Origin of the sequence: Collinsella aerofaciens, from assembly GCF_032584215.1 — a bacterium.
Classification (GTDB): domain Bacteria; phylum Actinomycetota; class Coriobacteriia; order Coriobacteriales; family Coriobacteriaceae; genus Collinsella.
Map to the genome: position 1 here is coordinate 25,600 of NZ_JAWHPN010000011.1, position 13,191 is coordinate 38,790.

Below are 13,191 nucleotides of genomic sequence, written 5' to 3' on the forward strand. Positions count from 1 at the left end.
CTTTATAGAAAGAACCTCGATAATTATATGCGCCCACCGGTTGGGGCGGGCGCATAGGACGGTTTCTTTCGGAACTGTTAGATTGGTCGCAGCGGTTCCACATTGTAGGAATGCGCGCGTTGCACTACGAGTGGACAACCACGCACAGGCCGACTTTGATGCAATCGTGCAGTGCCTTGGCGTCTGCCAGGCGCAGGTTGATGCAGCCGTGGCTGCCGCACCACTTGTACGACTCGGCATTATCGAAGCTCTTGTCGTTTTGCCAGGTGGCATCGTGGAAGCCGATCATATTGCCCTCGAACGGCATCCAGTAGCTCACCGGGCTCTCGTATTTGGGCTTACCGGTCTCGGGGTCCTTGGCTCCGATCAGGGTGCTGCCGCCGTCGTTGCTGTTGATCTGCCACACGCCCTCGGGGGTGGCGTCTTCGCCCGGTTTGCCGGAAATAAAGTTGGCCTCCCACACGATATTGCCGTTCTCGTCGTAGTAGCGCGCGTGCTGCTCGGACAGATCGACATCGATGTATGCCTTCCAGTCGGGCTCTCCCTTTGCGGTAAAGGTGTCGGCCTTCTGGGAGTACTTGATCTCGATTTCGCCGGTCTGCTTGTTGTTAATGGCGTCCTCGACCTGCTTGGCGAGCGAGCTGCTGTCGATGGACCAACCAAAGTCGCCGCCTTCGACGGCGCACTGCTTGCCATCGGCGCGCGTCCACCAACGAGTGGAGCCCACGGTATTAAAGCCGTTGGCGAGCTCGGCTGCCCAGCTACTGATCTGCGACGTATCGAGCGTGGGGTTGTCCGGATCGGCAAAGCTGATCCACTGCAACACGGAGCTGCCGTCGACCTTTCCGGCATCCTCGCCGTTGAGCTTGAGGGTCACATTGACGCCCAGGAAGTTGTTGGCGGCATCGCATGCGGCCTGAATCTGATCATCGGTTAGCGTTCCATTGAGCGGTTCATAGGCATCGTTGCCGAGCTTGGAAAGATCTACGGTCTCGGCCAGCGAGGCAAGCTCGAGCTCGGCATACTTAATGACATGCTCGCGGTTGATTTTTTCGTTGGAGCGCGCCTTCTCGACGGTAAACTTGCCGGCCTGCTCGTCATAGGAGCTATTGGCCTCGAACGTGCCCGAACGGCCCTCGTTAAACTCGTCGATAGCAGCGCCCAGGTCCTCCTCAAACTTCTTTTGGTCAAAGGTATCGGAGAGCATGGACAGGTCGACGTCTTGATCAAGATCGACTTCGTTGGAGGTAGCAGTTGTTTTGGTCTTGCCGCTTAAGGATTCCACAAGGCGGACCGGCCAAATAAAGGCTTCGTTGTGGTTGATGATTTCTTTTGCTGCAGCTTCACCGTCGACGATGGGTTCATCGGACTCGGGCTGATAGGTCCAGTTAAAGTCATCTCCTGTCACGGTGAGCTTATAGTGCTTCCATGCCGAGTTGACCTTGGTGGCGGCAGACGAAGCGTTGGAGAACGAGACGTCGACGCCGGCGATGGTGGTGTTGGGGTAGGCTACCTGCGAAAACGCTACGACGCCTACGATATAGACAATGACGATTAGACCAAGGACGACAAAGAGCGTTGTCTTTTTGCCCGACTTATTGTTCTCGGCGGGCTTGCGCGCGGGGCCGCGATCGCCTCGAGCGTGCGTGGGAGACTGCTTGGGCGCATTGCCGTTTGCCTGGCGCTGCTGACGTTGTTGACGCTGCTGTCGCTGTTGGTTCGGGCGTTGAGAAGCGTTTGCCGCACCACGCTGCTGACCGTGGCTCGGCGCGATAGGACGCGGCGACTGAACGCCGCCGGTGTGCCTGCTCGGCTGCTGCGGATCGGGAATCAGTTGAGTTCGATCGTTTTGCGACATCGTATGCATATCCTTCGATTTTCGCCTTGCGGTTCATCGTGTTTTTACTGGGCTTGCATTATGGCGATTGCCCTGCTGTTTGTGGTACGGAAACGGTGGCATTCAAAAGAGGTGGGACATTTGTCCCACCTTTGAGTTATTCTTTGCCGCTATCCGCACACCCCGCATTTTGCACAGGCCGAAAGTGCGGCCGGAGCCTGCGCGATGCCGCCCTTTGCCGTCTCGCGCAGCGTGGCCGGCAACGCGTGACCCACCGAGAGCATGACATGTGCCATCTGGTCAAACGGCACTAAGCTCTTAATGCCTGCGAGGGCGAGTTGTGCCGAGCTAAAGGCTGCTGCCACGCCGATGGCGTTGCGGTTTTGGCAGGGCACCTCCACGAGGCCACCGACGGGGTCACAAACGAGGCCCAGCAGGTTACTCAGCGCGATGGAACTGGCGTCAAGCGCCTGCTCGGGCGTGCCGCCGAGCATCTGCACCAGCGCGGCGGCCGCCATGGCGGCGGCGCTTCCCACCTCGGCCTGGCATCCGCCCTCGGCGCCGGCGACGCAGGCGCTCGTGGTGAGGTTGAGGCCGATGGCGGCTGCGCAGTAGAGCGCGTCCATGACCTGCTCGTCGTCGAGCTGCAGGCGATCGGCGAGCGCCAGCACGCAGCCGGGCACAACACCCGCGGAACCTGCCGTGGGGGCGGCGACAATCACGCCCATGGTAGCGGAGCGCTCGAGCACGGCCATGGCGCGGGCAACGGCGTCGGTCTGGACGGCGCCCATCAGGCTTGCACTCAAATCGTTGCAGCGGGTTGCTTCGACGAGCTTGGCCTCGCCGCCGATAAGCCCGCCGAGCGAGCGTTGCGGATTGGCGATGGGGGCCGTGGTCTCCTCGCGCATGACGTCGAGCACGCGGCGCATGGCGGCGACGGCGTGGGCCTCGCCGGTCAGACGTGCCTCGCGAACGGCCATGACGGCGCCGATGCTGAGCCCCAGTTCCTCGCACGCATCGAGCAGCTGCTCGCCGTCGTCGAAGATTTCCTTGGCCGAGACGCCGGGAGAGAGCGACGAGGCAGAACCGGGGAGCTCGATAAAGGTCGCGTAATCGACATTGTCGAGCTTGCGCAGCATGGGGACGACGGTGTCGTCGGGCGCGCCGTCGGTCTCAAAGACGGAGTAGGCCTGGCCGCCCACTTCGGTGCGGTAGGTGCGGCAGAAGGCGATGTTTACGTGGGCGTAGGCGAGCAGGTTGGTGAGTGCGGCGAGTACACCGGGGACGTCCTTGTGCGCCACGAAGAGCGTGGAATACATGCCCGAGATGTCGACGCCGACGCCGTTAATGCGGCTGATGCGCATCTTGCCGCCGCCCAGGCTCTCGCCGCGAACCTGTGCCGTGGCGCCCGTGTCGTCGACCATGTCGATGTCGACGGTATTGGGGTGGATGGAGGCGTCGTCGCCCTTGATGTCAAAGTGATATTCGAGGCCCTGCTCGCGTGCGAGGTCGAAGGCCTGCTTGATGTTCTCGTCATCGGTGTCGAGGCCCAGTATGCCCGCGACGAGCGCACGGTCGGTGCCGTGGCCGCGGTAGGTGTGGGCGAAGGAGTTCCACAGGCCAAAGGTGACTTTGGTGATGCGGCCTTCCAGCAGGCTGGCGGCAACCTGGGCGCAGCGCAGGGCGCCGGCGGTGTGCGATGAGCTGGGGCCGACCATGACGGGGCCCAAGATCTCGAATGCCGAGGTCGTAGCTAGTGTTTGCGGCTTGCCTGCCATGGGTGCTCCTTTAATCTGTCCCGCCGTTCCGAGGGCTTTGGTATTTGGTCGCCTGCTCGGACAGTCCTGCTCGCACGGAGGCCACATTAAGTGGCCTCCGGCTCGTGCGGAACTCGCGATCGACCAAATACCAAAGCCCTCGGAACTAAGGATACATGGTAGAGGCGCGTGTGCTTCAAAATTCATTAGCTGGTGACGCAGCGTAGGCTCATATCGAAGCATCTTCACCACCGTTTAAATAAAAAAGAAGTACCGGTTGGGGCCGGTACTTCTTTTGGTGCGTTGTTATTTGGCTGTAGCTTTTCTCGTAAGCTTACAGGCCGCAGGCTGCCTTGAGTTCTTCGACTCGGTCGGTTTTCTCCCAGGTGAAGTCGGCGTCTTCTCGGCCAAAGTGACCGTAGGCTGCCGTCTTTTCGTAGATGGGGCGGCGCAGGTCTAGGTCGCGGATGATTGCGCCCGGGCGCAGGTCGAAGGTCTTCTCTACGGCCTCGACGATCTTGTCCTCGGCAACATGTGCGGTACCGAAGGTGTCGACCATGATTGAGAGGGGCTTGGAAACGCCGATGGCGTAGGCAAGCTCGACTTCGCAGCGGTCGGCCAGACCGGCAGCGACCACGTTCTTGGCTACCCAGCGCGCGGCATACGCGGCGGAGCGGTCGACCTTGGTGCAGTCCTTGCCGCTAAAGGCACCGCCGCCGTGACGGCCGTAGCCGCCGTAGGTGTCGACGATGATCTTGCGGCCGGTGAGGCCCGTGTCGCCCATGGGGCCGCCCACGACAAAGCGACCGGTGGGGTTCACGTAGATGTCGGCGTTGTCCCACGGCATGTTCTCGGCGGCCATGACCGGGGTGATGACGTGCTCGATGAGGTCGGCCTTGATCTTGCCCATGTCCTCGATCTCGGCAGCGTGCTGCGTGGAGATGACGATGGTCGTGACCTCGACGGGCTTGCCTTCCTCGTAGCGCACGGTGACCTGGGTCTTGCCGTCGGGACGCAGATAGGCGAGGGTACCGTCGTGACGCACGGCGGCCAGGCGCTCGGCTAGGCGGCTTGCCAGGTAGTGCGGCATGGGCATGAGGGTCTTGGTCTCGTTGGAGGCATATCCGAACATCATGCCCTGGTCGCCGGCACCGATCAGGTCGATCGGGTCGGTGGTAGCGCCGGTCTGGGTCTCGAAGGACTCGTCAACGCCTTGGGCGATATCGGGCGACTGCTCGTGGATGAGGCTCATGACGCCGCAGGTGTCGCAGTCAAAACCGAACTTGGCACGGTTGTAGCCAATGCGGCGGATAACGCCACGGGCGATTTCCTGAACGTCTACGTAGGCCTGGGTGCGAATCTCGCCGGCGACGATGACGGTGCCGGTGGTCACGAGGGTCTCGCAGGCGCAGCGGACGTTCTCCACGTTGGCAGGCACGCCGTTGGGGGCGATGTAGCCCTGCTCCTGGAGCTCTATTTCTTTGGCGAGGATTGCGTCGAGGACGGCGTCGCTGATCTGGTCAGCGATCTTATCGGGATGACCTTCGGTCACCGACTCCGACGTAAAAACAAAGGACCCGTGTTGGGGCGGGATGGAACGAAGTTCTTCTGACATGATTGTCCTTTCAAAAACGTGTCCCGGCGACCGTTACCATTCCGCCGGGCTCTCTATGCAAGGGCACATCATAGCGCGTAAATCAAACATTCACACCCTTTCCGCACCTACTCATTGGGGACAGACTTAAATTACTCATTGGGGACAGACATAAATGACCAGCCTTAAACTAAGAACGTCTCCAACGACTGGTCATTTAAGTCTGTCCCCAATGAGTACCCAATGACTGGGTCGGTGCCCTTTGTGCGGAGGTTGCTTTGATGCTTTATACTGGTGCGGTTAGACATCCATCCTGCAATCGAGGAGATTTCCATGGCATCAGACGTTCGCGTCCGCTTTGCACCCTCACCGACGGGCAAGCTGCACATCGGCGGCGCCCGCACCGCTATCTATAACTGGGCTTTCGCCCGTGCTAACGGCGGCACGTTCATCCTGCGCATCGACGACACCGACCCCACCCGCTCCACCGACGAGAACACGCAGATCATCCTGCGCGCCATGCGTTGGCTGGGCCTGGACTGGGACGAGGGTCCCGAGGTGGGCGGCGACTTTGGCCCCTACGCCCAGACCGAGCGCCTGGACCTGTACAAGCAGGCCGCCCAGAAGCTTTGGGACGAGGGCAAGGCCTATCCCTGCTTCTGCACCAAGGAGCAGCTCGACGCCGACCGCAAGGCCGCGCAAGAGCGCAAGGACCCCTTCCAGGGTTATCAGCGCCGTTGCCGCGATCTTGATCCCGAGGAGGCCCGCCGCCGCATCGAGGCCGGCGAGTCCTACGTCCTGCGCATCAAGGTGCCCGAGGACCGCGGCGACGTCGTCATCCACGACGCCGTCCACGGCGAGGTAACCTTCGACGCCAAGGAGCTTGACGACTTTGTCATCTTCCGCTCCGATGGCACGCCCACGTACAACTTCGCGACCGTCGTCGACGACGCCATGATGAAGATTACCCATGTCATCCGCGGCGACGACCACCTGTCCAACACCCCGCGTCAGGTCATGGTTTACGAGGCCCTCGGCGCGCCCGTGCCTACGTTCGCCCACATCTCCATGATCTTGGGTGCCGACGGCAAAAAGCTCTCCAAGCGCCACGGCGCCACCTCGGTGGAGGAGTACCGCGACGCCGGTTACCTGTCCGACGCCTTTGTCAACTATCTGGCGCTGCTCGGCTGGTCGCTCGACGGCGAGACCACGATCATTCCGCGCGATGTCCTGGCCAGCAAGTTCTCGCTCGACCGCATCTCCAAGAACCCGGCGACCTTCGATCCCAAGAAGCTCGATTGGGTCAACGCTGAGTACATTAACGGCATGTCCGATGCTCAGTTTGCCGACGAGATCATGGTCCCCGAGCTGCACGAGGCTGGTCTGATCGAGGGTAATGTCGAGTACGGCGAGGATTGGATCGACGCGCTCGCTGCCATCGTTAAGCCGCGCACCAAGATGCCGGCCGACGCCGTGACCGTCGCCGCTCCCATCTTCGCTACGGCCGAGACGCTCGAGTATGACGAGAAATCCGTCAACAAGGGCCTGGCCAAGGAAGGCATGGGTGCCATTCTTGATGCCGCCAAGGCCGCGCTCGAGGGTGTGAACGAGTGGACGGCTGCCAACATCGACACCGCGCTTGAGCCGCTGCCTGATCAGATGGACCTCAAGAAGCGCGTGGTGTTCCAGGCCGTGCGCGTCGCCGTCTGCGGCAACATGGTGAGCCCTCCGCTGGGCGAGACCATGGCGCTCGTCGGTCGCGACGACTGCCTGGCGCGCATCGACCGCGCCCGCACGATGGCGCTGTAATCGCTGCGCAAACGTATGTATCCGAGCCCCGTTCACTCAGAGCGGGGCTCTTGTTTCTGTAGACGTATGGGATAGGAGGTGCTGGGGCCATGGCCGAGCAACTTTCGCTGTTTGGTTCGCCGGAACCGGAGGAGGTTCCGGTGAAGCCAGTGTCTGCCGCTGCCTCGGCTCAGCCTAAACCTGCACCTGAGCCCATCGCCGCCTATGCGAGCGTGGTTCTCGACATCCCGACGCGTGCGCTGTCCGAGCCGTTTGCCTACGGCATTCCGCAGCCACTCGCCAACGATGTCCAGATCGGCTCCACCGTCCTAGTTCATTTTGGCAACCGTGCGGCCGCGGGCTACATCGTCGACATCGCGCCCGAGCTGGCCGACCTGCAGGGCAACAGCGCTCTCGACCCCGCGCGTATCAAGCCTATCGAGGCTATCCTCAGCAAGCCGCTGTTTACCGCAGAGGCCGCCCGTATCGCACGCTGGATGAGCCGCGAGTACGTCGCGACGCTTTCCGAGTGCCTGCGTTTGTTCTTGCCCCCGGGTGGAAGCCCGCGCGTGGTCAAGGGCGATGATGGCGTGTGGACCGTTGAGCGCCCCGCCGTTAAACCCATCCAAAACCGCTGGGTCATGCTTACGCCCGAGGGCTTCAACTATACGCCTCCCAAAACGGCGGTTCGTCAGCGTCAGCTCATCGAGGCGCTCCAGTGCGGACCGGTCACGACGCGCGACCTCAACCTGCTTTATAACAGTATGTCGGCGACCATCAAGGCGCTCGAAAAACGCGGCGTCGTGGTGGTGGAGGAGCGACGTGCGTGGCGTGGATGCAGCGAGCAGACCACGCTGTCCTCGGCAAGCGGCAAGGCGCCGATCGCACTTACCAACGGCCAGCAGCAGGCGCTCGCGCAGATTGAGCGCGCCCGTCTTGACGCCCACGGAGACGTGGTCCTTGTCGACGGCGTCACCGGCTCCGGCAAAACCGAGGTTTACCTTTCGGCGATTGAGCGCGTGCTGGCGGCCGGCCGTTCGGCCTGCGTGCTGGTACCCGAGATCTCGCTGACGGCCCAGACCGTCGGCCGCTTCCGCTCGCGCTTTGGCGAGACGGTCGCCGTGTTCCATTCGCGCCTTTCGGCTGGCGAGCGCCTGGACCAGTGGGATATGGTCGCCAGCGGTGCGGCCCGCGTGGTCGTCGGCGCCCGCTCGGCGCTCTTTTGCCCGCTCAGCGACTTGGGCCTCATCATCATCGACGAGGAGCACGAGACCAGTTACAAGCAGGGCTCCAGCCCGCGTTACAACGCGCGCGAGGTGGCGGCCGAGATGGCTCGCCGCTATTGCTGCCCGCTCGTGCTGGGCTCGGCCACGCCTTCTGCCGAGGCCCTCGACCGCTGTCGCCGCGGTACTTACAACGGCGCCACCTGGACGCGCGTCGAGATGCCCGAGCGCCCGGGACACGCCGTGCTGCCAACAGTCCGCATTGCCGACCTGCGCCGCGAGTTCTCGCACGGCAGCCGCTCCATGTTCTCAAAACCGCTGATGGAAGGCCTGGAGCGTGTGGTCGAGCGCCGCGAAAAAGCCGTGCTGTTGCACAACCGCCGTGGCTTTGCGCCTTTCCTGATGTGCCGCGAGTGCGGCTGCGTCCCCACCTGCAACCACTGCTCCACCGCGCTTACGTATCACGAGCGCACACACACGCTGCAGTGTCACACATGCGGTTCGTCTTGGCGCGTGCAGCCGTATCCCGCGCCCACGAGTCGTTGCCCCAAATGTGGCAGTCGCTACCTGGCAAAAATGGGCCTGGGCACTCAGCAGATCGAGGACGCACTGCACCAGATGCTGCCCGAGGACGTTGCCATCATTCGCATGGACGCCGATTCCACGCGTGGCAAGGACGCGCACAAAAAGCTGCTCGAGCAGTTCGATGCCGCCGATTGCGCGGTGCTGCTGGGTACCCAGATGATTGCCAAGGGTCTCGATTTTCCCGAGGTCACGCTCGTGGGCGTGGTCAATGCCGACTTCGCCCTTAAGCTGCCGGACTTCCGCGCAGGGGAGCGCGCCTACGACCTGCTGGAACAGGTGGCGGGCCGTGCCGGTCGCGGCGATCGCCCTGGCGAGGTGATCATCCAGACCTACCTGCCCGATGACCCGGTAATTCGCGCCGTCGCTGAGCACGATCGTTCGATCTTTACCGACTACGACCTGGATCAGCGCCGCGACGCGCTGTACCCGCCGTTTGTTCGCCTGGTCAACATCTTGGTGTGGTCGACGAACCGAGACGACGCGCAGGACTACATCGGGCGCATTGCAAAGCTTCTTAAGCGACGCTGGCATGCCGCCGCGCCCGACTTTTTACGGGCGGGGAGTGCCGTGCCGCAGGTGCTGGGCCCGGCTTCGTGTGTAATCGAGAGAGCCAAGGACCGTTACCGCTTCCATCTGCTTGTGAAGTCGCCCGTGGGGTACCATGTCTCTGATGATATCGACGCCTGCCTCAAAGAGGTGGGCTCCGTGCGTGGCGTGAGCGTGAGCGTTGACGTCGACGCCTATGATTTGATGTAACAACTCGAAAGGATGGCCATGGAAGCCAACGGAATCGTACTGTCGCCCGACCCTCGTCTGCGCCAGGAGTGCGCCGTCATCGAGGAGATCACTCCTGCGATCGAGGCGCTTGCCGAGAAGATGAAGAAGATGATGTTCGAGAACGGTGGCTGCGGCCTGGCTGCTCCGCAGATCGGCGAGCTCATTCAGCTCGTCACCATCGACTGCGACTACAGCGACAAAAACGACTACGACCCGTACGTGCTCATCAATCCCGTCATTGTTGAGCAGAGCGAGCATCTGGTGCCCTTTAGCGAGGGCTGCCTGTCTATCCCAGGCATTAGCTGCGAGATCGAGCGTCCCGACCATGTCGTCGTCGAGGCGTACGATCTGGATGCCAACCTGATTCGCTATGAGGCCACGGGCGACCTGTTCTGCGTGTGCCTGCAGCACGAGATTGATCACCTGCACGGCAACACTATGTTCGAGCGGCTGAAGCCCATGCAGAGGATCAAGGCAGTCAAGGAGTACCAGGACGCCCTGGCCCGTGGCGCTCGACCGGGCGAGACGGAGTAGGTCCCACCGTCCCCGGTGCTGAGTGCCCACATATCATCCCGTGCTCAAACATTCTCGCTTCGCTGCGAAACTGCGCGCGGGACGATATGTGGGCACTCAGCACCGGGGACTGCGTTGTTCTAGCTCGGTTCGCCCGGGTGCCGTCGAGCCGGGGAAGGGCGTCTTTGCTGATAGGTGCTTTGTTGGGAGGGCTGCTTTTATGCGGCTCTTTCTTTGTTTTTGGGTATATTTGTCTTTGTTGAACTGTTCTTGCGGCTGGGTGCGCTTGCGACCTGGAACGCTTTTTTGTAGCCGTCTCGGCTCGTTATTGAGAGGAGACTAACTTTTATGCGTATTGTGTTTATGGGTACGCCCGATTTTGCTGTGCCTTCGCTGACTTCGCTTGTTGAGGCTGGGAATGAGATTGCGCTTGTTGTTACTCGTCCTGATGCTGTTCGTGGGCGTGGTAAGAAGCTGGAGCCTTCTCCTGTTAAGGCTAAGGCGCTTGAGCTGGGGTTGCCGGTTGTTGAGGCTAATCGTATGACGGCCGAGGTTGTTGAGGCACTTCAGGCTGCCCAGGCTGACATTTTCTGTGTGGCTGCCTATGGCTGCATTTTGCCTGATGAGGTGCTGCATATGGCGCCGCTCGGCATTGTGAATGTTCATGCTTCCTTGCTGCCTCGTTGGCGTGGGGCTGCTCCTATTCAGCGTGCCATTCTTGCTGGTGATGAGGTTGCTGGCGTTTCCATTATGCGCATTGGACATGGCGTGGATACTGGTGCTTATTGTGCTCAGGCTTCCACGTCGGTTGCCGGTAAGCATGCTGAGGCGCTGACCATGGAGCTTAGTGAGCTTGGCGGCAAACTGCTTGCCGATACGCTTCCTTCTCTTGCCGATGGCACCGCCGTGTGGACTGAGCAGGATGAGTCGCTCGTCACTTATGCTGCCAAGATTTCCAAGCTGGAGATGCGTCTGGATCCGCAAATGGCGGCGCTTGATTGCGTGCGTCATGTGCTGGCCTCGTCCGATACCGCGCCTGCTCGTTGCGTGATTGCCGGCAAGACCGTGCGCGTGCTCGATGCTGCGCCGGCTGATGTGTCGCTTGGCGAGGGTCAGGTTCTCGTTAAGGCCAAGCGTGTTTACCTGGGTCTTTCCGATGGCTCGGTTGAGTTGCTCGAGGTTAAGCCTGATGGTAAGCGTGCTATGGCCGCTTCTGCTTGGGCTGCTGGCCTTCAGGGCGCCGATCTTTCGTGGGGTGTTTTGTCATGAGCAAGTTGTCTCCCGCGCGCAAGCTTGCGCTCGATGTGCTAATGGAGGCCGATCGCCGCGGCATGTATGCGCGCGACGTGCTGTCCTCTCGCGCATCGGCCAAGGCTATTGATCAGCGCGATTCCGCTTTTGCCGCCCGCTTGGCGCTTGGTGTGGCCGCCACGCAGGGTATTTTGGACGAGCTGCTCGACCAGTTTCTTGATAAGCCTAAAAAGGTTGCGCCGCGTGTTCGCATGGCGCTTCGTATCTCGGCCTTCGAGATGCTCTATCTGCATACGCCTGGCCGCGTTGCGGTGAGTCAGGGCGTTGAGCTGGTGCGCAGCGGAGCTAAGTCTGCCGCCGGTTTGGCCAATGCCGTGCTGCATAAGGTCGCGGACAACGTTGAGGACTTTGCCACTGCGTCCGATGTAGACGAGTCTGAGCGACGCTTGGTTCGTCTGTCGCGCCTGATGGGTCTGCCGCGGTGGCTGTGCGCTCGTATTATGGCTTCGTTTGACACACCGGAGGGCGCGCTTAGCTTTGCCGGTAATCTGGCCCCCGCGCCGCTGGCCCTGCATGAGAACGCCTTTGCAACCAAGCCCGATCCGTATATCTCGCAGCTCGTCGCGCCTGTCTTCCCGGGCTGCCATGCCCCGGTTGATGCCCAGGTTACCGTTGCTTCGGGTGTGTTTGAGCGTGCTGCCGCGGTGGCATCTGATCTCAACGCGCAGCTTATCGCCACAGCTGCCACGCGCCCTGGTAGCTGCCTTGAGATTGGTGCCGGTCGTGGCACCAAGACCTATGTGATGATGTGCCAGGCTAAGCGTGCGGGCTATGAGCGTCAGCATACGGCGCTCGATCTGCATGATCGCAAGTGCGATCTGAATCTCGCTCGCCTGCATAAGGCCGGTATTCAGGGCGTTCGTACGGTTTCGGGTGATGCCTGCGAGCTTGATGAGGTGCTCACATCGTTTGATGCCATGCTTGGCGAGCCGGTTAAGTTCGACACGGTTTTTATCGATGCACCGTGCTCGGGCACCGGCACCATGCGCCGTCATCCCGAGATCCCGTGGCGCCTGACTGAAAAGGATGTGACGGTTGAGCTGCCCAAACTGCAGCTGACGATGCTCAAGGAAGCTGCCGCGCGCGTGGCTGCCGGCGGCGAGCTCATCTATGCGACGTGCTCGGTCTTCGACGAGGAGAACACACAGGTGGTGGACGCGTTCCTTGCTTCTCCCGAGGGTGCCGGCTTTAGCGTGGCGCCGCTTTCCGAAGCACAGATTCTGCAACTCCCCGAGTTCGATCAGGCCAAGAAGCTCGTATCAGTACGCCAAAACGATCGAGGCCTCTTCCAAAGCGTCCCCGTAAACGCCGATTCCTACGACGGCCACTTCTGCGCCAGACTGGTCCACAAGTAACTACTAAGTTGCGGTGAAATAGGGATTGAATATCGGCTTCTACCCGCCAAACAGTCCTTATTTCACCGCAACTCATAAGGAAACCTGGGTAGCAAAAGAAGCGGCCCCGCGATCGATGTCGGTCGCGGGGCTGTTTGGTTCCTAGTGGCTGTGCGGGCAGTTGGCGCAGCAGCCGCTTGTGGCGCTGGTGCTGGAGCCGCCGCTTCGCTGGTCGGTGTTGTAGAAACCGCTTCCCTCAAATTTAATGCCGCTGGCCGAGAACGTCTTGGCCGCCGGGGCACCGCAGCTGGGGCACACGACCTCGGGAGTCTCGGACATGGAATGCTCAACCTCAAACACGTTGCCGCAGCTCGAGCACTTGTAATCGTAGCGCGCCATAATACTTCCTTTTCAGCACAAAGCGGGCAGATTACTCTGCCCGCATAAATTCAAACGTCTGTAACTGTACCCT

The 13,191-nt window shown here is 61.3% G+C and carries 9 protein-coding genes; 5 read left to right on the forward strand and 4 right to left on the reverse strand.

Features of this window, described 5'->3' with window-relative positions:
* Positions 1 to 124 precede the first annotated feature (124 nt).
* From RX395_RS04625 to metK, 3 genes are all read right to left on the reverse strand, one after another.
* Entirely contained in the window at positions 125 to 1,858 is a 1,734-nt protein-coding gene (locus tag RX395_RS04625) for a L,D-transpeptidase (protein ID WP_316365818.1), read from the reverse strand.
* Positions 1,859 to 2,007: 149 nt separating this feature from the next.
* A complete protein-coding gene (sdaAA, locus tag RX395_RS04630; protein ID WP_316365820.1) occupies positions 2,008 to 3,615 on the reverse strand; it encodes an L-serine ammonia-lyase, iron-sulfur-dependent, subunit alpha in 1,608 nt (535 codons plus the stop codon).
* 313 nt (positions 3,616 to 3,928) lie between these two features.
* Positions 3,929 to 5,209, reverse strand: coding sequence for a methionine adenosyltransferase (gene metK / locus RX395_RS04635; protein ID WP_022094972.1), 1,281 nt, complete (start codon positions 5,207 to 5,209; stop codon positions 3,929 to 3,931).
* Positions 5,210 to 5,521: 312 nt separating this feature from the next.
* On the opposite strand from metK, the gene gltX reads away from it, so the two are divergent.
* The 5 genes from gltX (at position 5,522) to RX395_RS04660 (ending at position 12,740) form a co-directional block, all read left to right on the forward strand.
* Positions 5,522 to 6,997, forward strand: coding sequence for a glutamate--tRNA ligase (gene gltX, locus RX395_RS04640; RefSeq protein WP_316365821.1), 1,476 nt, complete (start codon positions 5,522 to 5,524; stop codon positions 6,995 to 6,997).
* Between the two features lie 89 nt (positions 6,998 to 7,086).
* Entirely contained in the window at positions 7,087 to 9,540 is a 2,454-nt protein-coding gene (gene priA / locus RX395_RS04645) for a replication restart helicase PriA (protein WP_316365824.1), read from the forward strand.
* A gap of 18 nt (positions 9,541 to 9,558) precedes the next feature.
* On the forward strand, positions 9,559 to 10,095 hold the full coding sequence (def, locus tag RX395_RS04650) for a peptide deformylase (protein WP_316365825.1): 537 nt from the start codon (positions 9,559 to 9,561) through the stop codon (positions 10,093 to 10,095).
* 327 nt (positions 10,096 to 10,422) lie between these two features.
* Complete coding sequence (gene fmt / locus RX395_RS04655) at positions 10,423 to 11,343, forward strand: methionyl-tRNA formyltransferase (protein WP_316365827.1); 921 nt, start codon at positions 10,423 to 10,425, stop codon at positions 11,341 to 11,343.
* A complete protein-coding gene (locus RX395_RS04660) occupies positions 11,340 to 12,740 on the forward strand; it encodes an RsmB/NOP family class I SAM-dependent RNA methyltransferase (RefSeq protein ID WP_316365828.1) in 1,401 nt (466 codons plus the stop codon). Before fmt ends, RX395_RS04660 begins: the two co-directional genes overlap by 4 nt.
* Before the next feature lie 141 nt (positions 12,741 to 12,881).
* Here the strand turns inward: RX395_RS04660 and RX395_RS04665 are convergent, their stop codons facing one another.
* Positions 12,882 to 13,118, reverse strand: coding sequence for an FmdB family zinc ribbon protein (locus tag RX395_RS04665; RefSeq protein WP_316365831.1), 237 nt, complete (start codon positions 13,116 to 13,118; stop codon positions 12,882 to 12,884).
* Positions 13,119 to 13,191 lie beyond the last annotated feature (73 nt).